This window comes from Veillonella parvula (assembly GCF_002005185.1).
In the GTDB taxonomy this organism is placed as follows: domain Bacteria; phylum Bacillota; class Negativicutes; order Veillonellales; family Veillonellaceae; genus Veillonella; species Veillonella parvula_M.
The window spans coordinates 107,534-126,843 of the sequence record NZ_CP019721.1; the positions used below are offsets into that span (position 1 = coordinate 107,534).

Genomic DNA, 19,310 nt, shown 5'->3' on the forward strand with positions numbered 1-19,310 from the left:
AACTGGAATTTAATAATGTCTTAGATATTATGCAAAAAGTTGACAATACATATTCATTATTTACGATAACTGCTAACATATTACGATATTATACTAGTCGATTGTACCATAAAATTGACAATAAAAAAACGGTGCTGCAACGTAAGTTACAACACCGTATGAGTTTGATTAAACTAACTCGATAATAGCCAAAGGTGCAGCGTCACCTTTGCGGAGACCAGTTTTGATTACACGAGTGTAACCACCTTGGCGGTCTGCATATTTTGGAGCAATTGTATCAAACAATTTTTTTACTACACTTTCATCCATGAGGTATGCAAGAACTTGGCGACGTGCATGAAGATCACCACGTTTAGCCAAAGTTACCATTTGATCAGCTAAAGAACGAAGTTCTTTCGCTTTAGCTTCAGTCGTTTCAATACGCTCATATTGGAAGAAAGATGTTAACATGCTACGGAACAACGCTTTACGAGCGGAGCTGTCGCGGCCTAATTTTCTGTACATTCGTCTTCCTCCTTATTCGCCTTTTTGTTTAAGTTGAAAACCACCTGGGTGATTATTGAGTTTTTCCTCAATTTCATCGATAGATTTTTTACCTAAGTTGCGAACTTTTCCTAAGTCATCAATGGTTTTGTCTAGCAGGTCTGCAATTGTATTAATGCCAGCACGTTTCAAGCAGTTATACGCACGAACAGAGAGTTCCAACTCGTCGATGGAAATCTTTGCTGGGCCGTCATCTACAGCTGGTTCTTCATTATCGGAACCTACTGGATCTATAACGATACCGCCTTCACCAGTGTTTACATCTACAACATCTGCAGAATGCGCTAATTTAGTGAAGTTCCCTAAATAACCAATCATAATGGCAGCAGATTTTGCCACTGCATCAGCAGCAGTAATGGAGCCATCAGTCCAAACTTCTAATGTAAGCTTGTCGAAGTCCATTTCATTGCCTACACGAACATCACTCACTTCGTATTTAGCACGAAGAATTGGAGAGAAGATGGAATCGATTGGAATACAACCAATAACATCAGTATCTTTTTTATTCTTCGTTGAAGGAACATAGCCTTTACCTCGTTCGATTACTACGTCCATTACGAGATGAGCTGTCTCATCCATTGTCGCAATCACGAGTTCAGGATTCAATACTTCTACCTCTGGCGGGAATTGTTCAGCTAAATCAGTAGCTGTCAATATTCCATCCTTTTGGAAGTCGAAATGAACTTCCAAAGGTAATTGTGCTTCTTCTTCAACTTTGATGCACAATTGCTTTAAGTTAAGGATGATATCCGTAACATCTTCGCGAATACCAGGAATAGTAGAGAATTCATGAAGAACTCCATCAATTTTGATAGAGGTGATAGCTGCCCCATCCAAGGATGAAAGCAAAATTCTGCGTAAGCTATTACCGAGAGTGATCCCATAACCACGATCTAATGGTTCACATACGAACTTACCATAACGACCGCCATCGGCGATGTCCACTTTCTCGATTTTAAGTTTCTTTTCTTCGCTCATCAGGAACATCCTCCTATATAACACACGTTCATAGTTAATTATAGCACCGTATCATATCGGTCACTATAAATTATACACGACGGCGTTTTGGAGGGCGACAACCATTGTGAGGAATTGGAGTTACGTCTTTAATGGAAGTAACTTCAAGACCTGCAGCTTGTAAAGCACGGATTGCAGCTTCACGGCCGGATCCAGGACCTTTTACGAATACTTCAACAGTGCGAAGACCATGTTCCATTGCAGCTTTAGCAGCTTGTTCAGCAGCCATTTGAGCAGCAAATGGAGTGGATTTACGAGAACCACGGAAGCCCAAGCCACCAGCGGAAGCCCAAGACAACGCATTACCGTTTGTATCTGTCAAAGTTACGATAGTGTTATTGAATGTAGAACGAATATGAGCCGCACCGGATTCAATATGTTTCTTTTCTTTTCTTTTAGTTCTAACAACTTTTTTAGCCACGCTTTATCCCTCCTTTATCTTATTTCTTTTTACCAGCAATTGCTTTTCTAGGACCTTTGCGAGTACGTGCATTCGTTTTAGTACGTTGACCACGAAGTGGTAAACCCATACGATGACGTTTGCCTCGATAGGAGTTGATTTCAATTAAGCGTTTAATGTTAAGAGCTTCTTCACGACGAAGGTCACCTTCTACTTTGTAATCAGCATCTAACAATTCACGGATTTTCGCTACTTCATCTTCAGAAAGATCGCGAACGCGTGTGTCAGGATTGATGCCAGTTTTAGCAATAATTTCAGATGCTAAAGTTGGACCAATACCATAAATATAAGTTAAACCAATTTCCACTCGTTTATCACGAGGTAAATCTACACCGGCGATACGTGCCATCTAATCATCCACCTCCTATCAGATTATCCTTGTTTTTGTTTATGTTTTGGATTTTCGCAAATAACCATTACACGGCCTTTGCGTTTAATGATTTTACATTTTTCGCATATCTTTTTAACTGATGGTTGAACCTTCATTAGTACCTCCTTTGTGGACCCTATGCTTATTTAAAGCGATAGGTGATGCGACCACGATTTAAGTCATACGGTGTCAGTTCCATAGTAACTTTATCACCAGGAAGAATACGGATAAAATTCATACGCATTTTACCTGACACATGAGCCAATACGATATGACCATTTTCCAATTCAACTTGGAACATGGCATTCGGTAATGCCTCAACGACCGTACCTTCCACCTCAATAACGTCTTCTTTTGACATATCTTTTCCTCCGGTTACCTGTTTATTTAATTAACCGCGGTTCTTCCCGCATAGTTAATATTTCAGGGCCGTTTTCTGTAACAACCACTGTATGTTCGAAATGAGCAGCAGGTTTACCATCTACTGTAACTGCTGTCCAGTCATCCCCTAATACACGAACACGATGTGTCCCTAGAGTTATCATCGGTTCAATACACAATACCATACCTGGTTTCATAAGAGGTCCTTGATCAGGACTACCATAGTTTGGTATTTGCGGATCTTCATGCATTTCGCGGCCTAAACCATGACCTACGAAGTCGCGTACGACACCGTAACCATGTTTCTCACAATACGTTTGAACAGCGTGACCGATAGCACCAATACGGTTACCGACTTTCACTTGTTCAATTCCCTTGAACAGACTTTCCTCTGTAACTTTTAACAATTTCATCACATCGGGTTTGACGTGACCAATAGGAATCGTCACAGCCGAATCGCCGTGATATCCATCAATAGATGATACGAGATCAATACTGAGGACATCGCCGTTTTTAAGCTTACGCTTAGCGCTCGGAATACCATGAACGACTTCTTCGTTAATAGAAGCACAGATTGTAGCGGGGAATCCATAGTACCCTTTACAACTTGGTATACCACCGTGGCTGCGAATATATTCTTCGGCAATTGTATCTAACTCAAGCGTCGTGATGCCAGGTTTAGCCTTTTCTACTAACAAGGACAACGTGTCTGCTGTAAGCTTACTTGCCTTGCGGATACATTCAATCTCATGGGGCGATTTTAAAATAATCATAGATTATTTCTCCAACGCCTTAATGATGTCAGCAAATACTGCGTCTACATCTTGTAAACCATTGATTTCTTGATACAATCCGCTATTGCGATAGTAATCAATTAATGGTTTAGTAGATTCTTCGTACACAGCTAGACGTTTCTGTACTGTTTCAGGGTTATCATCAGCACGATTTTCTAGAACAGCTCGTTCGCTAATACGTTTAACCAATTCCTCAGAAGGAACGTTTAAGTTAAGTACAGCGTCCAAAGAAATTCCTAATTCTTTAAGGATTGCATCCAAAGATACAGCTTGCGCTGTAGTTCTTGGGAATCCATCAAGAATAAATCCAGATTTGCAGTCATCTTTCACCAAGCGATCACGTACGATACCAACAGTTACACTGTCTGGTACCAATTGACCGGCATCGATGTATTTCTTAGCCTCAACTCCAAGAGGTGTTTCGTTCTTAATCGCAGCGCGGAACATATCACCTGTTGAAATTTGGGGAATACCGTATTTTTCAATAAGTCGAGCTGCCTGAGTGCCTTTACCAGCACCAGGAGGTCCCATTAATAGAATATACATATTGTTTCCCTCCTATTTCACAAAGCCTTTATAGTGGCGTGTTACCATGAGCGACTCAATTTGTTGCATTGTATCAAGTGCTACACCTACAACGATGAGAAGAGCCGTACCACCAAAGTATACGCCTTGGACGCCGGTTATACTACCGAGGAAATTCGGTATAATAGCAACGACAGCTAAGAATACAGCGCCAGCCAAAGTGATCTTGGTCATCACGTTATCCACATAATCAGCAGTTGGTTTACCCGCACGAATACCTGGGATAAAACCACCGTATTTTTTCATATTATCTGCCATATCTGTAATGTTGATAGAGATTGCAGTATAGAAATACGTAAAGATAAAGATCAATATCGCATACAATGCCGTTTGTAACGGCGTCCCCCATGTAAATAAATCAGCAGCTTTATGAACAAATTCATTGTCAATAAATTGTGCAATTGTTACAGGGAACATCAACACAGATGACGCAAAGATAATTGGGATTACACCTGCCTGATTGACTTTCAACGGCAAGAATGTAGAGTGACCACCGTACATTTTACGCCCTACTACGCGTTTTGCGTATTGGATAGGAATGCGACGTTGGCCTTGTGTAACTGCCACTACGACAGCGATCATCGCAAGTGCAATTACAGCAAATAAGAATGCTTGGAACATGTTAATGGTTCCGTTTTGGATATATTGATAAATAGTTTCGAGACCATCTGGCAATCGAGCTACGATACCAGCAAAGATGATCAAGGAAATACCATTACCTATACCATATGCTGTGATTTGCTCACCAATCCACATCAACAAACATGTGCCTGCTGTGAGGATGATGGCCACAACGAATACGCTAAGGAAATCATTATTTACCAAAGCGTTGTTTGCTCTAAGAGCAAATGCCATACCAGCGGCTTGTACAAAGCCAAGGACTACGGTGCCATAACGAGTTACCTTCGCTATTTTCTTACGCCCGTCTTCACCATCTTTACTCCATGCTTCAAACTGAGGAACTACAGACTGAAGCAGTTGCATGATGATGGAAGCATTAATGTAAGGGGTAATACTCATCGCAAAGATAGAGAACTTACTTAGCGCACCACCAGCAAACAAGTCTAATAGACCAAATAGGTTACCGGATGTAAACAAGGATTCGATAACAGATGCATCTACACCTGGTACTGGGATGTGAATGCCGGCTCTAAACACAGCAAACATCATCAATGTGTACAAAATCTTGTTACGTAACTCAGTAATCTTAAAGATGTTCGAGAGGCTATCTAGCACCCTAGATCACCTCAACTTTTCCGCCTGCTGCTGTGATTTTTTCTTCAGCAGCTTTAGTGAAGCCATTAGCGATAACAGTCAAGTTTTTAGTTTCCAATGTGCCGTTACCTAAAATACGAATACCATCGCGTACATTTTTCAAAATGCCAGCTTCAATAAGAGCTACTGGATCAACTGTTGCACCATCTTCAAAGCGATTTAATTGTGCTACGTTAACTTCAGCATATTGTTTAGCAAAAACGCTGTTGTTGAAACCGCGTTTTGGTAAACGACGATAAAGAGGCATTTGGCCGCCTTCAAAACCGGAGCGAACGCCACCGCCAGAACGGGAGTTTTGACCTTTTTGACCACGACCAGATGTTTTACCCAAGCCAGAACCTAAACCACGGCCTACACGAGTACGAGTTTTTTTAGAACCAGCTGCTGGTTGTAATTCATGAAGTTTCATTCAGTGCACCTCCTTATCAGTATTAAACTTCTTCAACTTTTACTAAATGTCTAACTTTATGAAGCATACCTTCGATTTGAGGTGTTACTTCTTTTACGACTTGAGAATTAGTTTTTTTCAAGCCCAAAGCTTTAACTGTCGCGCGTTGATCTTCAGGACGACCGATTAAGCTTCTTGTTAATGTTACTTTAACTTGTGCCATTTCTTGTCTCCTTATTACGCGTTATAGATTTCTTCAACGGTTTTACCACGAAGCTCAGCAACTTCGCTAGCGCGTTTCAAATCTTTCAAACCTTCGATTGTAGCGCGAACCATATTGTTAGGGTTAGAAGAGCCCAAAGATTTAGTCAAGATGTTACGAACACCTACTAATTCCAATACGGCACGAACAGGGCCACCAGCGATAACGCCAGTACCTTCAGCAGCTGGTTTCAAGAATACGCGGCCTGCACCGAATACGCCTGTTACGCTGTGAGGGATTGTACCATTTTTAATAGCTACGTTTACAATATTTTTCTTAGCATCATCGATACCTTTGCGAATTGCTTCTGGTACTTCCGCTGCTTTACCTAAGCCAACGCCTACATAACCGTTGCCATCACCAACAACTACAAGAGCGCTGAAGGAAAAACGACGACCGCCTTTAACTACTTTGGCTACGCGGTTGATGAATACTACTCTTTCTTTAAGATCAAGACTGGTGTAGTCAATTCTCGCCATGTCTATAGTTCCTCCTTCTTAGAATTTTAAGCCTGCTTCACGAGCACCTTCTGCAAGGGCTGCTACGCGGCCGTGGTAAATGTAACCACCACGGTCAAACACTACAGTGTCAATGCCTTTAGCGATAGCTTTTTTAGCAACTGCTTCACCAACAGCTTTAGCAGCAGCTACGTTACCACCATAGGATAAGTTCAAATCTTTATCTAAAGAGCTAGCAGCAACCAAAGTTGTACCTGCTACGTCATCGATTACTTGTGCGTAAATGTTGCTCAAAGAACGGTAAACGTTCAAACGTGGGCAAGTTGCCGTACCAGAGATGTGACGGCGAATACGAAGATGACGTTTTGCTCGAGCGATATTTCTACTAGATTTACGAGGCAAGATATTCACTCCTTTCATTCATATAGATGATATTACTATTTACCTTTTGCACCAGCTTTACCAGCTTTGCGACGAACAACTTCGCCTTCATAGCGGATACCTTTACCTTTGTAAGGTTCAGGTTTTCTCCATTTACGGATATCAGCTGCTACTGCACCTACAACTTCTTTGTCTGCACCAGACACAACGATTTTGTTAGGAGCTGGAACGTCGATTGTAATACCAGCTGGAGCTTCCATTTCTACTGGATGAGAGAAGCCAAGTGTAAGAGCTAATTTATTGCCTTGTTTAGCCGCTCTGTAACCAACACCGTTGATTTCAAGAGTTTTTGTAAATCCTTCAGATACGCCTGTTACCATATTAGCAACAAGAGCGCGAGTCAAACCGTGAAGGGAACGATGATTTTTATCGTCGGAAGGACGAGTTACTGTGATTGTGTTACCTTCTACAGTGATATTCATATCTGGATGCAAATCGCGAGATAATTCACCTTTAGGGCCTTTTACGTTCATATGATGGTTATCATATGTAACAGTAACGCCTGCAGGGATCTCGATAGGCATTCTACCGATACGTGACATTATTTCTACCTCCTATTGCTACTATTACCAAACGTATGCGATTACTTCGCCACCAAGACCTTCTTTACGAGCTTGTTTGTCGCTCATAACGCCTTTGGACGTAGAAATAACTGCGATACCCAAACCACCAAGTACACGAGGAAGTTCTTCCTTTTTCGCGTAAACACGTAAACCTGGTTTGGAAATACGTTTAATTCCTGTAATAACTTTCTCGTTATTGGAACCATATTTCAAAGTTACTTTTAAAGTGTTTTCTTCTTTTTCAACGTTCTTTACAAAGCCTTCTTGTAAAAGGATGTCAAGAACGGCTGCTTTCATTCTAGATGCAGGAATGTTTACCGTTTCATGAAGTGCAGCGTTTGCATTACGGATGCGCGTAAGCATATCCGCGATAGGATCGGTCATTACCATAATCTAAAAACCTCCTCTCGTCTAATATTACCAGCTGGCTTTTTTAACACCAGGAATTTGTCCTTTGTACGCCAATTCACGGAACGCAATACGGCTGATACCGAATTTACGCATATAGCCGTGAGGACGACCAGTTAAGTTGCAACGGTTGTGCAAGCGTGTTGGGGATGCATTTGCTGGTAATTTGGATAAGCCTTCATAATCACCTGCTGCTTTTAACGCTTCACGTTTAGCTGCATATTTTTCAACGATTTTAGCGCGTTTCTTTTCGCGTTCAATCATAGATTTTTTAGCCATCTATATGTTCCTCCTATTATTTTTCAAAAGGCATACCGAATTGAGTCAACAATTCACGAGCTTCTTCATCTGTCTTAGCACTTGTTACGATAATGATATCCATACCAGTAACACGTTCTACCTGATCATATTCGATTTCAGGGAAGATGAGCTGTTCTTTAAGACCCAAAGCGTAGTTACCACGGCCATCGAATGCAGTAGCGCTGATACCGCGGAAGTCACGTACACGAGGTAATGCCGCATTGATCAATCTATCAAGGAATTCATACATGCGTTCGCCACGAAGAGTAACTTTTGTACCCAACGCCATGCCTTCACGAACTTTGAAGTTCGCAATGGATTTTTTAGCTTTTGTGATAACAGGTTTTTGACCAGCAATAATAGTCAAGTCATTAACTGCTGCTTCCAATGCTTTTGCATTGCCTACTGCATCACCTACGCCGATGTTGATAACGATTTTTTCCAATTTAGGAATTTCCATTACATTGCCGTATTGGAATTTTTCTTGCATACTCTTTTTGATTTCAGAGTTGTATTGTTCAAACAAACGAGACATTTATGTAGCTCCTCCTTTCCTGATTATTTAAGTACTGTACCGGATTTAACAGTAGCGCGAACGAATTTACCGTCCTTGCCTTCTACCTTTTTGATACGAGTAGCTGTTTTAGTTTCTGGGTCGACAACCATTACGTTAGAAACATGAATGCCAGCTTCTTTAGTAACGATGCCGCCTTGTGGGTTAGCTTGGGAAGGTTTTGTGTGACGTTTTACAGTGTTAACGCCTTCAACAAATACGCGTTCTTTTTTAGGTTCAGTTGCGATAACTGTACCTTGCTTACCTTTATCTTTACCGGAGATAACAACAACTGTATCGCCTTTTTTGATTTGTAGCTTAGCCATATGCTGCGTTCCTCCTTCTTATAATACTTCTGGAGCCAAAGAAACGATTTTCATGAAGTCTTTTTCACGAAGTTCTCTAGCTACAGGTCCAAAGATACGAGTACCACGAGGGGTCTTGTCATCTTTAATAACTACTGCTGCGTTTTCATCGAAACGAATATAGGAACCGTCTTGACGGCGGATACCTTTTTTAGAACGAACAATAACAGCTTTAACTACGTCGCCTTTCTTGACAACGCCACCGGGTGATGCATCTTTTACAGAAGCAACGATTACGTCACCGATATTGCCGAATTTGCGATAAGAACCGCCCATGACTTGGATGCACATAATACGTTTAGCACCAGTGTTGTCGGCAACATTCAAAATTGTTTGTTGCTGGATCATCGTCTATTCCTCCTTACATCACTCTTATTTTTGTCTTTCAAGAATTTCAACAACTCTCCAACATTTATCTTTAGAAAGTGGACGAGTTTCTACAATTTTAACTGTATCGCCAATTTGACACTCATTATTTTCATCATGAGCTTTGAAGCGTTTTGTGCTAACCATTGGCTTGTTATATAATGCGTGAGGTACTTTACGTTCAACAGCAACAACAACAGTTTTGTCCATTTTGTCGCTAACAACTTTACCTACGCGGACTTTACGTACGTTTCTTTCTTCTGCCACGATTTTAAGCCTCCTTTTCAAACTTTAACAAATCTGTTATTATGCGTTTTCAGATTTAAGTTCAACTTCACGTTGTACAGTTTTAATACGAGCGATTGTCTTCTTAACTTCACGAATGCGCATAGGATTTTCTAATTGACCTGTTGCAAGCTGAAAACGGAGGTTAAATAACTCTTCCTTAAGACCGGAAACTTTTTGTTCCATTTCGGCAGCGCTCATATTGCGAATGTCATTAACCTTCATTTACGTCACCACCCAATTCTTTACCCTTAACAACAAATTTGCATTTGATTGGAAGTTTATGGCTTGCAAGACGCATAGCTTCACGAGCTGTAGCTTCTGGCACACCGTCCATTTCAAACATTACACGACCTGGTTTAACCACTGCTACCCAGTATTCAGGAGAACCTTTACCGGAACCCATACGAGTACCAGCTGGTTTAGCTGTGATTGGTTTGTCAGGGAAAATTTTAATCCATACTTTACCACCACGTTTGATATAACGAGTCATAGCAATACGGGCAGCTTCGATTTGACGGTTAGTGATCCAAGATGGTTCGCATGCTACCAAGCCGAACTCACCATGAGACACTGTATTACCGCGCATAGCACGACCTTTCATACGGCCGCGGAATTGCTTACGATGTTTTACGCGCTTTGGAATAAGCATTACTTGCCACCTTCTTCCTTCTTAGCAGGTGCTTGTTTTGCTTCTGGCAAAACTTCACCTTTGTAAATCCATACTTTAATGCCGATACAACCATATGTTGTATGAGCTTCAGCAGTACCGTAGTCGATGTCTGCACGAAGTGTATGCAAAGGAATAGAACCTTCACGATAGGATTCGCTACGAGCGATTTCAGCACCGCCAAGACGACCGCTTACCATGATTTTAATACCTTTTGCACCTAAGCGCATTGTACGACCTACAGCTTGTTTCATTGCACGACGGAAGCCGATACGACGTTCCAATTGGCCCGCAATGTTTTCAGCAACTAATGTTGCATCCATGTCTGCTTGTTTAATTTCTGCAATGTTAACGTCCACTTGTTTATCAGTGAAACGAGTCATTGCTTTTTTGATATCTTCGATACCAGCACCACCACGACCGATAACCATACCTGGTTTCGCAGTGTGGATAGTCAATTTAATACGTTTATTTGTACGCTCGATTTCAATGCGGGAAATACCAGCAATGAAAAGGGTTTCTTTCAAGAAGTTACGAATTTTTACGTCTTCATGAAGATTAGCAGCGAAATCTTTATCTGCATACCATTTTGCGTCCCAATCTTTTACGATACCGACACGCAAACCGTGTGGATTAACTTTTTGACCCACTCTGTTTCCCTCCTTCTTAAGCTCTTTCTTTAACTACTACTGTTACGTGGCTAGTACGTTTCAAAATTTTGAAAGCTTGACCACGGGAACGAGGATGAATGCGTTTTAATGTAGGGCCTTGATCAACGAAGATCTCGGATACGTAAAGATTGTCAACATTCATATCGAAATTATGTTCAGCGTTTGCGATTGCAGAACGCATAACTTTTTCTACTACATCAGCGCCAACTTTCGGAGTGAACTTCAAGATGGCAAATGCTTCGCCGATGTTTTTACCGCGCACTAAATCTGCAACGATACGGATTTTACGAGGCGCGATTCGGATATGTCTAGCGATTGCTTTTGCTTCCATGTATTATTTCCTCCTATTTTTTGCCTGTAGATTTTTCGTCCTTACCATGACCTCTATAAGTACGTGTAGGAGCGAACTCACCTAATTTATGACCTACCATATCTTCTGTAATGAATACAGGTACATGTTTGCGACCATCATGCACAGCAATTGTGTGGCCTACAAAACTTGGGATAATAGTAGAGGCACGGGACCAGGTTTTTACAACTTTCTTTTCGTTAGTTTCGTTTAAAGCTTCAACTTTCTTAAGCAAATGATCTGCTACGAAAGGGCCTTTTTTAATAGATCTGGACACTATTTTATCTCCTTTCCTTTATCCTATTTTGTACGACGTTTAATGATTAAGCTGTTAGAAGCTTTTTTCTTGTCGCGAGTTTTAACACCATGTGCTGGTTTGCCCCAAGGTGTAACAGGATGTTTACGACCAACAGGAGATTTACCTTCACCACCACCATGTGGATGGTCACAAGGGTTCATTACAACACCACGGTTGCCAGGGCGAACACCCATCCAACGATGACGACCAGCTTTACCAATTACAAGGTTGCTGTGGTCAGCGTTACCAACAACACCAATTGTTGCACGGCACTCTTGACGAACACGACGCATTTCACCAGATGGTAAACGAAGAATAGCGTAGCCATTATCTTTACCCATCAATTGAGCAGATGTACCAGCGGAACGAACGATTTGACCACCTTTACCGATTTTCAATTCGATATTGTGGATTTGTGTACCGTCTGGAATATTAGCCAATGGTAAGCAGTTACCAGGTTTAATATCGGACTCAGGACCGGAGAATACAACGTCACCAACTTTTAGACCGTTAGGAGCTAAAATGTAGCGTTTTTCACCATCAGCGTAGTTAAGCAAAGCGATACGAGAAGAACGGTTAGGATCATACTCGATTGTTGCTACTTTAGCTGGAATATTATCTTTAGTACGTTTGAAGTCAATAATACGGTATTGACGTTTGTGACCGCCACCTTGGTGACGAACTGTCATTTTACCAGTATTGTTACGACCACCTTTTTGAGAAATCTTAGCGAGCAAGGATTTTTCTGGTTTGCTTGCTGTGATTTCGTCGAAGGCGGATACTGTCATAAACCGGCGACCAGCGGAGTACGGTTTAAATGATTTAATTGCCATTAGTGGGCCTCCTTACAACTAGACTCTTAGACATCTTCAAAGAATTCAATGGATTCGCCAGCTTTTAAGGTTACGATAGCTTTTTTATAATCGCTACGTTTACCTTGTGTACGACCCATGCGTTTAGTCTTACCTAAAACACGAATAGTAGCTACTTTTTCTACTTTTACATTGAAGATTTTTTCAACTGCTTGACGGATTTGCACTTTATTTGCAGTCAAAGGCACACGGAAAGTGTATTTGCCTTCTTCCATAAGCATAGTGGATTTTTCGGTAATAACCGGGCGGATTAGTACATCATGTAATTGCATTATCCGAGCACCTCCTCGATTTTTGCGACAGCGCCTTTAGTAATGAAGAGCTTATCGTAATGAAGAAGATCGAAAATGTTCATACCTTCGCAAGCCAAAGCTTTAACACCTTGGATATTACGAGCGGAACGTTCAACATTTACATCACCTTCAGTGATGAACAATACTTTTGCATCACCAACGTTGAAGCTGTTAATAATGTTCAACACTTCTTTTGTTTTAGGAGCTGCTAATGTGATTTCTTCCAAAACGTATAATTCGCTATTATTCACTTTATCGCTAAGAGCAGATTTAACTGCTAAACGTCTAGCCTTACGAGGCATAGCTTTGTAATAGCTGCGAGGTTGTGGACCAAATGTAGTACCACCACCGATCCAGATTGGGGAACGGCTGGAGCCTGCACGAGCACGGCCAGTACCTTTTTGTTTCCAAGGTTTGCGGCCACCGCCACGAACCATACCTCTAGTTTTTGTTGCATGTGTGCCGAGACGTTCGTTAGACAATTGACGAACTACGGCTTGATGCATTACGGCTTCGTTAACTTCAACGCCGAATACTGCATCGTTTAACTGTATTTCACCGACTTTAATGCCGGATTGATTATATGTTGCTACTGTAGGCATTACATAATCCTCCTTTCGACAAATGATTATTTAACAGGTTTAACCGTGTTGCGAACCATAACCAAGCTACCTTTAGCGCCTGGGATACCACCTTTAACCAATAAAAGGTTACGTTCAGCATCAACTTTCACAACGGATAAGCGTTGTACGGTAACTCTGTAACCACCCATTTGTCCAGGGAGTTTTTTACCTTTGTATACCTTACCGCCGCCACCGGAGATCATAGGACCGATGGAACCAGGTTCACGGTGAGATTTGGAGCCATGAGTTTCAGGACCACGGGAGAAGTTATGGCGTTTAATTGTGCCAGCAAAACCCTTACCTTTACCTGTACCCACTACGTCCACCAATTCACCTTCTGCGAAGATATCAGCTGCCAGAGTTTGGCCTACTGTGTAGTCAGCTGCATTAGCTACGCGAACTTCGCGAAGATATTTCACTGGAGCTACGCCAGCTTTGTCGAACTGACCTTTTACAGGTTTTGTTAAATGTTTTTCTTTAATGGAACCGTAACCAATTTGTACTGCTTCGTAGCCGTCTGTTTCTACAGTCTTTACGCGCACTACAACGCTTGGGGTAGTTTCCACTACTGTTACAGGAACTAATTGGCCTTCAGCTGTGAAGACTTGTGTCATTCCTAATTTTTTACCCAAAATAGCTTTAGACATTATCGCACCTCCTTATAGTTTTATTTCAATAGATACACCAGCTGGTAAATCTAAACGAGTGATAGCATCTACTGTTTTCGAATTTGGTTCAAGAATATCGATTAAGCGTTTATGTGTACGCATTTCGAATTGTTCACGAGAATCTTTGTTTACGTGTACAGAACGAAGAATTGTGAAGATATTCTTTTCTGTTGGCAATGGAATCGGACCAGATACCATAGCGCCATTTCTTTTTGCAGTGTCTACGATCTTAGCAGCGCTTTGATCGAGAGCTTTGTGGTCGTATGCCTTAAGGCGAATACGGATTTTTTGCTGTTTAGCCATTATTAATAATTCCTCCTGTCGTCCATTTCGTGAATGGGCTGCTCCATAGAAATTCTCCTCCGCAGAGGCAACCTTCTACTTCATAGTTTAAAAACACAACACGAGAGCGGCATTATCTGCCGCTCTGAGTGCTGCATGTATTGTGCTCAACGCATTCTACGATGAGCATAAAAGGTTAAATTAACCTTCGATTTCTGTTACTACGCCAGCGCCTACTGTATGGCCACCTTCGCGGATCGCAAAGCGAAGACCTTCTTCGATAGCGATTGGAGTAATCAATTCGATTTCCATTGTTACGTTATCGCCAGGCATACACATTTCTACACCTTCAGGAAGGTTTACAACACCTGTTACGTCTGTTGTACGGAAGTAGAATTGTGGACGGTAGTTGGAGAAGAATGGAGTATGACGGCCACCTTCTTCTTTAGTCAATACGTATACTTCTGCTTTGAATTTTGTGTGTGGGTTGATGGAGCCTGGTTTAGCCAATACTTGACCACGTTCGATGTCTTTACGATCAACACCACGAAGCAATGCACCTACGTTGTCACCTGCTACTGCAGAATCCAACACTTTACGGAACATTTCAAGACCTGTTACTACATATTGTTCAGCTTTTTCTTTCAAGCCTACTACTTCAACAGTATCACCAACGTTTACTTGACCACGTTCAACACGGCCAGTTGCTACTGTACCACGACCAGTGATTGTGAAAACGTCTTCCACAGGCATCAAGAATGGTTTATCAGTATCACGAACTGGTGTTGGGATGTAGGAGTCTACAGCGTCCATCAATTCGTCAATTTTAGCTACATATTGAGCGTCGCCTTCCAAAGCTTTCAACGCGGAACCTACAACGATAGGTACTTCGTCGCCAGGGAATTCGTAGGAAGAAAGAAGTTCACGAACTTCCATTTCTACCAATTCGATCAATTCTTCATCGTCAACCATGTCAGCTTTGTTCAAGAATACTACGATTGCAGGAACACCAACTTGGCGAGCCAACAAGATGTGTTCGCGAGTTTGAGGCATAGGGCCGTCAGCTGCGGATACAACCAAGATAGCGCCGTCCATTTGAGCCGCACCAGTAATCATGTTTTTAACATAGTCAGCATGGCCTGGGCAGTCAACGTGTGCATAGTGACGGTTAGCAGTTTCATACTCAACGTGTGCAGTGTTGATTGTGATACCGCGTTCGCGTTCTTCTGGAGCTTTATCGATCATGCTGTAATCTTGGAAGTCAGCTTGACCTTTTTCAGCCAATACTTTAGTGATTGCAGCAGTCAAAGTAGTTTTACCATGGTCAACGTGACCGATTGTACCGATGTTAACATGCGGTTTCGTACGTTCAAATTTTTCTTTTGCCATTTTAAATTATCCTCCGAGGAAAATAGTAATTCTATTAATCTAATATGAGATTAACCGTTTTTCTTTGCTTGAATTTCTTCAGCAATTTTCTTAGGAACTTCTTCGTAATGATCGAATGTCATGGAGTAGTTACCACGGCCTTGCGTTTTGGAACGAAGGTCAGTTGCGTAACCGAACATTTCGCTCAATGGAACATATGCTTTGATATGTTGGGAACCATTACGAGCTTCCATGCCGTCCATGCGACCACGACGAGAGTTCAAGTCACCGATAACGTCGCCCATATATTCTTCAGGAACGTCTACTTCTACAGCCATGTATGGTTCAAGCAATGCAGGATCTGCTTTGCGAGCACCTTCTTTGAAGCCCATAGAACCAGCAATTTTGAAGGCCATTTCGTTGGAGTCAACGTCATGGTAGGAACCATCAAATACGATAACTTTAACATCAACCATAGGGTACCCAGCGATAACACCGGATTCCATAGCTTCTTTAACACCGCTTTCAACAGGTCCGATGTATTCACGAGGAATCGCACCACCTACAACCTTGTTTTCAAACTCGAAGCCAGCACCTGGTTCTTGAGGAATCAATTCCAACCAGCAGTGACCATATTGACCACGACCACCAGATTGACGTACGAATTTACCTTCAGCCTTAACAGCTTTACGGATAGTTTCGCGGTATGCTACTTGAGGTTTACCTACGTTACAATCTACTTTGAATTCACGGTTCATACGGTCAACGATGATATCCAAGTGAAGTTCGCCCATACCGGAGATAATAGTTTGACCTGTTTCTTCATCAGTACGAACTTTGAAAGTAGGATCTTCTTCTGCCAAACGAGCAAGAGCTGTACCCATTTTTTCTTGGTCAGCTTTTGTTTTAGGTTCAACAGCAACGGAGATAACTGGTTCAGGGAATTCCATGGACTCAAGAATTACAGGAGATTTTTCATCACACAATGTGTCGCCTGTAGTAGTATCCTTTAAGCCAACCGCCGCAGCGATGTCACCAGAATATACGCGTTCGATTTCTTTACGGGAGTTAGCGTGCATTTGAAGAATACGACCGATACGTTCTTTTTTACCTTTAGTGGAGTTGAAAACGTAGGAGCCGGATTCCAATGTACCGGAGTACACACGGAAGAACGCTAATTTACCAACATAAGGGTCAGCCATGATTTTGAATGCCAACGCAGAGAATGGTTCTTCATCGGAAGAAGGACGAGTTGTTTCTTCTTCAGTTCCAGGAACAACACCCTTAATAGGTGGAATATCGATTGGAGCTGGCATGTAATCGATAACAGCATCCAATAACATTTGAACACCTTTATTTTTATAGGAAGAACCGCAAAGAACTGGGAATAATTGGTTAGCAATAACAGCTTTACGCAATGCCGCTTTCAATTCTTCCACAGAAATTTCTTCGCCTTCCAAATATTTCATCATGATATCATCATCTGTTTCAGCGATAGCATCGATCATCATTTCGCGACGAGCTTCTGCTACTTCTTGATATTCAGCAGGGATATCAGTGATTTCATATTCTTTACCGTCATCGGATTTATAAATTTCCGCTTTCATAGTCATCAAGTCAATGATGCCTTCAAAAGTATCTTCAGCACCGATTGGTACTTGGATAGCTACGGAATTTGCACCCAAACGAGCTTTCATCATGTCAACTACGTTGAAGAAGTCAGCACCTACAGTATCCATCTTATTTACATAAGCGATACGAGGTACGCCGTAGTTAGAAGCCTGACGCCATACTGTTTCGGATTGAGGTTCAACGCCACCTTTAGCACTGAACACCGCAACAGAACCGTCAAGTACACGTAGAGAACGTTCTACTTCTACAGTAAAGTCAACGTGACCAGGAGTATCGATGATATTGATACGATGTTCTTTCCATTGACAAGTTGTTGCAGCAGAAGTGATTGTGATACCACGTTCTTGCTCTTGCTCCATCCAGTCCATCGTAGCAGCGCCTTCATGTACTTCGCCGATCTTGTGAACGATACCTGTATAGTAGAGGATACGTTCTGTAGTTGTTGTTTTACCAGCATCGATGTGAGCCATGATACCGATATTACGAGTTTTTGCTAAGGAAAACTCTCTTGCCACAGTTGTCACCTCTTATTACCAACGATAATGAGCAAATGCTTTATTAGCTTCTGCCATTTTATGAGTATCTTCTTTTTTCTTGATTGCAGCGCCTGCATTGTTGAAAGCGTCCATCAATTCGCCTGCCAAACGTTCTTTCATAGTGCGTTCACCACGAAGACGAGCATAATTTACAACCCAACGAATACCGAGGGTTTGACGGCGATCAGCACGAACTTCAACTGGCACTTGATAGTTCGCACCACCGATACGGCGAGCACGTACTTCAAGTACAGGCATAACATTTTTCAATGCTTGATCAAAAACTTCCATTGGGTCTTGACCCATTTTGGAACGAATAATTTCGAATGCATCATATACGATAGTTTCAGCAATGCCTTTTTTACCATCGTACATAACTTTGTTAATGAAACGTGTTACTAATTTGCTGTTGTACACCGGATCTGGAAGTACATCACGTTTCGGAACAGGGCCTTTTCTTGGCATGTTCAATTCCTCCTTTATAATGATGTGTGTTAATTTCGTTTAATGGCTAAAATTATTTTTTAGCTTTTTTCGCGCCGTATTTGGAACGACTTTGCATACGATTTTGTACGCCAGCTGTATCCAATGCACCACGAACGATGTGATAACGCACACCTGGAAGGTCTTTTACACGACCGCCTCTGATAAGTACAACACTGTGTTCTTGTAAATTGTGACCAATGCCTGGGATGTAAGCAGTTACTTCAATAGCGTTTGTCAAACGTACACGGGCAACTTTACGAAGCGCGGAGTTTGGTTTCTTTGGAGTAGCTGTGTACACACGAGTACATACACCACGTTTTTGTGGAGATTCTTGAAGGGCAGGAGCTGTAGATTTTTTAGTCAAGCTCATGCGGCCTTTGCGTACTAGCTGATTAATTGTTGGCATTTGGGCACCTCCTTTCCAAATTTGAGATTTATAATTGATCCGTCATAACAAAGTGTTACATCGGATATTACCAAGATTAACGTAGGACGCCTACAGCTGTGGCCCGCACCTTAATGCGACACGCACGACCGAGATCATCCATGGTGTGTTTGTCATTCACAGGTATTCCCTGTTCTTCACAAGCAATCCGTAAAGGCTGTACCACACGTTCATCACTATCACAACCCAGGAACACGTACTTCACAGCACCTTTAGCAATTTGTTTCAACGTTTGCTTGGCACCGATTGTTTTGTTCACCGACTTCAGATGGGCAATGTCCATTGTACTAATTCTCCTTACGA

Annotated in this window: 35 protein-coding genes; all 35 read right to left on the bottom strand. The window is 41.8% G+C overall.

The annotated features are described in order from the left end of the window. Positions 1 to 168: 168 nt before the first annotated feature. The 35 genes from rplQ to B1A77_RS00730 all read right to left on the bottom strand — a co-directional run bounded on the left by rplQ (position 169) and on the right by B1A77_RS00730 (position 19,290). On the bottom strand, positions 169 to 504 hold the full coding sequence (gene rplQ / locus B1A77_RS00560) for a 50S ribosomal protein L17 (RefSeq protein WP_004695155.1): 336 nt from the start codon (positions 502 to 504) through the stop codon (positions 169 to 171). Between the two features lie 12 nt (positions 505 to 516). Continuing rightward, positions 517 to 1,521, bottom strand: coding sequence for a DNA-directed RNA polymerase subunit alpha (locus B1A77_RS00565; RefSeq protein ID WP_008602523.1), 1,005 nt, complete (start codon positions 1,519 to 1,521; stop codon positions 517 to 519). 70 nt (positions 1,522 to 1,591) lie between these two features. After that, positions 1,592 to 1,981 (bottom strand): 30S ribosomal protein S11, encoded by a 390-nt coding sequence (gene rpsK / locus B1A77_RS00570; protein ID WP_004695151.1) that lies wholly within the window; start codon positions 1,979 to 1,981, stop codon positions 1,592 to 1,594. Positions 1,982 to 2,000: 19 nt separating this feature from the next. Next, complete coding sequence (gene rpsM, locus B1A77_RS00575; protein ID WP_004695149.1) at positions 2,001 to 2,369, bottom strand: 30S ribosomal protein S13; 369 nt, start codon at positions 2,367 to 2,369, stop codon at positions 2,001 to 2,003. A 23-nt stretch (positions 2,370 to 2,392) separates the two neighbouring features. Then, a complete protein-coding gene (gene rpmJ / locus B1A77_RS00580; protein ID WP_004695148.1) occupies positions 2,393 to 2,506 on the bottom strand; it encodes a 50S ribosomal protein L36 in 114 nt (37 codons plus the stop codon). A gap of 26 nt (positions 2,507 to 2,532) precedes the next feature. Then, a complete protein-coding gene (gene infA, locus B1A77_RS00585; protein WP_004695147.1) occupies positions 2,533 to 2,751 on the bottom strand; it encodes a translation initiation factor IF-1 in 219 nt (72 codons plus the stop codon). Positions 2,752 to 2,773: 22 nt separating this feature from the next. Beyond that, positions 2,774 to 3,544 (bottom strand): type I methionyl aminopeptidase, encoded by a 771-nt coding sequence (gene map, locus B1A77_RS00590; protein ID WP_008602519.1) that lies wholly within the window; start codon positions 3,542 to 3,544, stop codon positions 2,774 to 2,776. Positions 3,545 to 3,547: 3 nt separating this feature from the next. Continuing rightward, positions 3,548 to 4,111, bottom strand: coding sequence for an adenylate kinase (locus B1A77_RS00595; protein ID WP_004695145.1), 564 nt, complete (start codon positions 4,109 to 4,111; stop codon positions 3,548 to 3,550). 12 nt (positions 4,112 to 4,123) lie between these two features. After that, positions 4,124 to 5,386 carry a preprotein translocase subunit SecY gene (secY, locus tag B1A77_RS00600; RefSeq protein WP_004695143.1) on the bottom strand — a complete coding sequence of 421 codons (1,263 nt, stop codon included), beginning with the start codon at positions 5,384 to 5,386 and terminating at the stop codon, positions 4,124 to 4,126. A 1-nt stretch (position 5,387) separates the two neighbouring features. Beyond that, positions 5,388 to 5,834, bottom strand: a complete 447-nt coding sequence (gene rplO / locus B1A77_RS00605; protein WP_004695141.1) for a 50S ribosomal protein L15 — start codon at positions 5,832 to 5,834, stop codon at positions 5,388 to 5,390. A 22-nt stretch (positions 5,835 to 5,856) separates the two neighbouring features. Then, positions 5,857 to 6,036: a 50S ribosomal protein L30 gene (gene rpmD / locus B1A77_RS00610; protein WP_004695138.1), complete on the bottom strand. Its 180-nt coding sequence runs from the start codon at positions 6,034 to 6,036 to the stop codon at positions 5,857 to 5,859. A gap of 14 nt (positions 6,037 to 6,050) precedes the next feature. Continuing rightward, positions 6,051 to 6,554, bottom strand: a complete 504-nt coding sequence (gene rpsE, locus B1A77_RS00615) for a 30S ribosomal protein S5 (RefSeq protein ID WP_004695136.1) — start codon at positions 6,552 to 6,554, stop codon at positions 6,051 to 6,053. An 18-nt stretch (positions 6,555 to 6,572) separates the two neighbouring features. Next, positions 6,573 to 6,953, bottom strand: coding sequence for a 50S ribosomal protein L18 (gene rplR / locus B1A77_RS00620; protein ID WP_005385510.1), 381 nt, complete (start codon positions 6,951 to 6,953; stop codon positions 6,573 to 6,575). A gap of 17 nt (positions 6,954 to 6,970) precedes the next feature. Next, a complete protein-coding gene (rplF, locus tag B1A77_RS00625) occupies positions 6,971 to 7,516 on the bottom strand; it encodes a 50S ribosomal protein L6 (protein WP_004695131.1) in 546 nt (181 codons plus the stop codon). 24 nt (positions 7,517 to 7,540) lie between these two features. Beyond that, positions 7,541 to 7,927, bottom strand: coding sequence for a 30S ribosomal protein S8 (rpsH, locus tag B1A77_RS00630; RefSeq protein WP_004695128.1), 387 nt, complete (start codon positions 7,925 to 7,927; stop codon positions 7,541 to 7,543). A 27-nt stretch (positions 7,928 to 7,954) separates the two neighbouring features. Continuing rightward, positions 7,955 to 8,224 carry a 30S ribosomal protein S14 gene (rpsN, locus tag B1A77_RS00635; protein ID WP_004695122.1) on the bottom strand — a complete coding sequence of 90 codons (270 nt, stop codon included), beginning with the start codon at positions 8,222 to 8,224 and terminating at the stop codon, positions 7,955 to 7,957. A 16-nt stretch (positions 8,225 to 8,240) separates the two neighbouring features. Continuing rightward, complete coding sequence (gene rplE / locus B1A77_RS00640) at positions 8,241 to 8,780, bottom strand: 50S ribosomal protein L5 (protein WP_004695119.1); 540 nt, start codon at positions 8,778 to 8,780, stop codon at positions 8,241 to 8,243. 23 nt (positions 8,781 to 8,803) lie between these two features. Further along, positions 8,804 to 9,124 (bottom strand): 50S ribosomal protein L24, encoded by a 321-nt coding sequence (rplX, locus tag B1A77_RS00645; protein ID WP_004695118.1) that lies wholly within the window; start codon positions 9,122 to 9,124, stop codon positions 8,804 to 8,806. Positions 9,125 to 9,142: 18 nt separating this feature from the next. Further along, complete coding sequence (rplN, locus tag B1A77_RS00650; protein WP_004695117.1) at positions 9,143 to 9,511, bottom strand: 50S ribosomal protein L14; 369 nt, start codon at positions 9,509 to 9,511, stop codon at positions 9,143 to 9,145. A 24-nt stretch (positions 9,512 to 9,535) separates the two neighbouring features. Further along, complete coding sequence (gene rpsQ, locus B1A77_RS00655) at positions 9,536 to 9,796, bottom strand: 30S ribosomal protein S17 (RefSeq protein ID WP_004695116.1); 261 nt, start codon at positions 9,794 to 9,796, stop codon at positions 9,536 to 9,538. Between the two features lie 39 nt (positions 9,797 to 9,835). Further along, positions 9,836 to 10,039, bottom strand: coding sequence for a 50S ribosomal protein L29 (rpmC, locus tag B1A77_RS00660; protein ID WP_004695115.1), 204 nt, complete (start codon positions 10,037 to 10,039; stop codon positions 9,836 to 9,838). Then, positions 10,029 to 10,466 (bottom strand): 50S ribosomal protein L16, encoded by a 438-nt coding sequence (rplP, locus tag B1A77_RS00665; protein ID WP_004695114.1) that lies wholly within the window; start codon positions 10,464 to 10,466, stop codon positions 10,029 to 10,031. Before rplP ends, rpmC begins: the two co-directional genes overlap by 11 nt. Then, positions 10,466 to 11,134: a 30S ribosomal protein S3 gene (gene rpsC, locus B1A77_RS00670; protein ID WP_004695113.1), complete on the bottom strand. Its 669-nt coding sequence runs from the start codon at positions 11,132 to 11,134 to the stop codon at positions 10,466 to 10,468. Before rpsC ends, rplP begins: the two co-directional genes overlap by 1 nt. 16 nt (positions 11,135 to 11,150) lie before the next feature. Next, positions 11,151 to 11,486, bottom strand: coding sequence for a 50S ribosomal protein L22 (rplV, locus tag B1A77_RS00675; protein WP_004695112.1), 336 nt, complete (start codon positions 11,484 to 11,486; stop codon positions 11,151 to 11,153). A gap of 13 nt (positions 11,487 to 11,499) precedes the next feature. Then, positions 11,500 to 11,781, bottom strand: coding sequence for a 30S ribosomal protein S19 (rpsS, locus tag B1A77_RS00680; protein WP_004695110.1), 282 nt, complete (start codon positions 11,779 to 11,781; stop codon positions 11,500 to 11,502). 23 nt (positions 11,782 to 11,804) lie between these two features. Beyond that, positions 11,805 to 12,635, bottom strand: coding sequence for a 50S ribosomal protein L2 (rplB, locus tag B1A77_RS00685; protein WP_004695109.1), 831 nt, complete (start codon positions 12,633 to 12,635; stop codon positions 11,805 to 11,807). 26 nt (positions 12,636 to 12,661) lie between these two features. After that, on the bottom strand, positions 12,662 to 12,946 hold the full coding sequence (gene rplW / locus B1A77_RS00690) for a 50S ribosomal protein L23 (RefSeq protein WP_077707622.1): 285 nt from the start codon (positions 12,944 to 12,946) through the stop codon (positions 12,662 to 12,664). After that, positions 12,946 to 13,569 carry a 50S ribosomal protein L4 gene (gene rplD / locus B1A77_RS00695; RefSeq protein ID WP_077707623.1) on the bottom strand — a complete coding sequence of 208 codons (624 nt, stop codon included), beginning with the start codon at positions 13,567 to 13,569 and terminating at the stop codon, positions 12,946 to 12,948. The genes rplW and rplD overlap by 1 nt, the downstream gene beginning before the upstream one ends. 26 nt (positions 13,570 to 13,595) lie before the next feature. Then, positions 13,596 to 14,237, bottom strand: a complete 642-nt coding sequence (gene rplC / locus B1A77_RS00700) for a 50S ribosomal protein L3 (RefSeq protein ID WP_004695102.1) — start codon at positions 14,235 to 14,237, stop codon at positions 13,596 to 13,598. 12 nt (positions 14,238 to 14,249) lie between these two features. Beyond that, the gene (gene rpsJ / locus B1A77_RS00705; protein WP_004695100.1) at positions 14,250 to 14,561 is read right to left on the bottom strand and encodes a 30S ribosomal protein S10; all 312 of its coding nucleotides are present in this window, start codon (positions 14,559 to 14,561) and stop codon (positions 14,250 to 14,252) included. 180 nt (positions 14,562 to 14,741) lie between these two features. Beyond that, the gene (tuf, locus tag B1A77_RS00710; RefSeq protein WP_012864763.1) at positions 14,742 to 15,929 is read right to left on the bottom strand and encodes an elongation factor Tu; all 1,188 of its coding nucleotides are present in this window, start codon (positions 15,927 to 15,929) and stop codon (positions 14,742 to 14,744) included. A 50-nt stretch (positions 15,930 to 15,979) separates the two neighbouring features. Then, the gene (gene fusA, locus B1A77_RS00715) at positions 15,980 to 18,055 is read right to left on the bottom strand and encodes an elongation factor G (protein WP_004693557.1); all 2,076 of its coding nucleotides are present in this window, start codon (positions 18,053 to 18,055) and stop codon (positions 15,980 to 15,982) included. A 15-nt stretch (positions 18,056 to 18,070) separates the two neighbouring features. Beyond that, positions 18,071 to 18,541 (bottom strand): 30S ribosomal protein S7, encoded by a 471-nt coding sequence (gene rpsG, locus B1A77_RS00720; protein WP_004693556.1) that lies wholly within the window; start codon positions 18,539 to 18,541, stop codon positions 18,071 to 18,073. Between the two features lie 52 nt (positions 18,542 to 18,593). Continuing rightward, the gene (gene rpsL / locus B1A77_RS00725) at positions 18,594 to 18,968 is read right to left on the bottom strand and encodes a 30S ribosomal protein S12 (protein WP_004693554.1); all 375 of its coding nucleotides are present in this window, start codon (positions 18,966 to 18,968) and stop codon (positions 18,594 to 18,596) included. A gap of 76 nt (positions 18,969 to 19,044) precedes the next feature. Then, positions 19,045 to 19,290: a L7Ae/L30e/S12e/Gadd45 family ribosomal protein gene (locus B1A77_RS00730; RefSeq protein ID WP_004693552.1), complete on the bottom strand. Its 246-nt coding sequence runs from the start codon at positions 19,288 to 19,290 to the stop codon at positions 19,045 to 19,047. Positions 19,291 to 19,310 lie beyond the last annotated feature (20 nt).

What these genes read in the sequence shown, in the direction of transcription:
- rplQ (WP_004695155.1), bottom strand. Translation starts at nt 504, where the DNA reads ATGTACAGAAAATTAGGCCGCGACAGCTCCGCTCGTAAAGCGTTGTTC.
- B1A77_RS00565 (WP_008602523.1), bottom strand. Translation starts at nt 1,521, where the DNA reads ATGAGCGAAGAAAAGAAACTTAAAATCGAGAAAGTGGACATCGCCGAT.
- rpsM (WP_004695149.1), bottom strand. Translation starts at nt 2,369, where the DNA reads ATGGCACGTATCGCCGGTGTAGATTTACCTCGTGATAAACGAGTGGAA.
- rpmJ (WP_004695148.1), bottom strand. Translation starts at nt 2,506, where the DNA reads ATGAAGGTTCAACCATCAGTTAAAAAGATATGCGAAAAATGTAAAATC.
- infA (WP_004695147.1), bottom strand. Translation starts at nt 2,751, where the DNA reads ATGTCAAAAGAAGACGTTATTGAGGTGGAAGGTACGGTCGTTGAGGCA.
- map (WP_008602519.1), bottom strand. Translation starts at nt 3,544, where the DNA reads ATGATTATTTTAAAATCGCCCCATGAGATTGAATGTATCCGCAAGGCA.
- B1A77_RS00595 (WP_004695145.1), bottom strand. Translation starts at nt 4,111, where the DNA reads ATGTATATTCTATTAATGGGACCTCCTGGTGCTGGTAAAGGCACTCAG.
- rplO (WP_004695141.1), bottom strand. Translation starts at nt 5,834, where the DNA reads ATGAAACTTCATGAATTACAACCAGCAGCTGGTTCTAAAAAAACTCGT.
- rpmD (WP_004695138.1), bottom strand. Translation starts at nt 6,036, where the DNA reads ATGGCACAAGTTAAAGTAACATTAACAAGAAGCTTAATCGGTCGTCCT.
- rpsE (WP_004695136.1), bottom strand. Translation starts at nt 6,554, where the DNA reads ATGGCGAGAATTGACTACACCAGTCTTGATCTTAAAGAAAGAGTAGTA.
- rplR (WP_005385510.1), bottom strand. Translation starts at nt 6,953, where the DNA reads ATGAAAGGAGTGAATATCTTGCCTCGTAAATCTAGTAGAAATATCGCT.
- rplF (WP_004695131.1), bottom strand. Translation starts at nt 7,516, where the DNA reads ATGTCACGTATCGGTAGAATGCCTATCGAGATCCCTGCAGGCGTTACT.
- rpsH (WP_004695128.1), bottom strand. Translation starts at nt 7,927, where the DNA reads ATGGTAATGACCGATCCTATCGCGGATATGCTTACGCGCATCCGTAAT.
- rpsN (WP_004695122.1), bottom strand. Translation starts at nt 8,224, where the DNA reads ATGGCTAAAAAATCTATGATTGAACGCGAAAAGAAACGCGCTAAAATC.
- rplE (WP_004695119.1), bottom strand. Translation starts at nt 8,780, where the DNA reads ATGTCTCGTTTGTTTGAACAATACAACTCTGAAATCAAAAAGAGTATG.
- rplX (WP_004695118.1), bottom strand. Translation starts at nt 9,124, where the DNA reads ATGGCTAAGCTACAAATCAAAAAAGGCGATACAGTTGTTGTTATCTCC.
- rplN (WP_004695117.1), bottom strand. Translation starts at nt 9,511, where the DNA reads ATGATCCAGCAACAAACAATTTTGAATGTTGCCGACAACACTGGTGCT.
- rpmC (WP_004695115.1), bottom strand. Translation starts at nt 10,039, where the DNA reads ATGAAGGTTAATGACATTCGCAATATGAGCGCTGCCGAAATGGAACAA.
- rplP (WP_004695114.1), bottom strand. Translation starts at nt 10,466, where the DNA reads ATGCTTATTCCAAAGCGCGTAAAACATCGTAAGCAATTCCGCGGCCGT.
- rplV (WP_004695112.1), bottom strand. Translation starts at nt 11,486, where the DNA reads ATGGAAGCAAAAGCAATCGCTAGACATATCCGAATCGCGCCTCGTAAA.
- rplB (WP_004695109.1), bottom strand. Translation starts at nt 12,635, where the DNA reads ATGGCAATTAAATCATTTAAACCGTACTCCGCTGGTCGCCGGTTTATG.
- rplW (WP_077707622.1), bottom strand. Translation starts at nt 12,946, where the DNA reads ATGCAATTACATGATGTACTAATCCGCCCGGTTATTACCGAAAAATCC.
- rplD (WP_077707623.1), bottom strand. Translation starts at nt 13,569, where the DNA reads ATGCCTACAGTAGCAACATATAATCAATCCGGCATTAAAGTCGGTGAA.
- rplC (WP_004695102.1), bottom strand. Translation starts at nt 14,237, where the DNA reads ATGTCTAAAGCTATTTTGGGTAAAAAATTAGGAATGACACAAGTCTTC.
- rpsJ (WP_004695100.1), bottom strand. Translation starts at nt 14,561, where the DNA reads ATGGCTAAACAGCAAAAAATCCGTATTCGCCTTAAGGCATACGACCAC.
- tuf (WP_012864763.1), bottom strand. Translation starts at nt 15,929, where the DNA reads ATGGCAAAAGAAAAATTTGAACGTACGAAACCGCATGTTAACATCGGT.
- rpsG (WP_004693556.1), bottom strand. Translation starts at nt 18,541, where the DNA reads ATGCCAAGAAAAGGCCCTGTTCCGAAACGTGATGTACTTCCAGATCCG.
- rpsL (WP_004693554.1), bottom strand. Translation starts at nt 18,968, where the DNA reads ATGCCAACAATTAATCAGCTAGTACGCAAAGGCCGCATGAGCTTGACT.
- B1A77_RS00730 (WP_004693552.1), bottom strand. Translation starts at nt 19,290, where the DNA reads ATGGACATTGCCCATCTGAAGTCGGTGAACAAAACAATCGGTGCCAAG.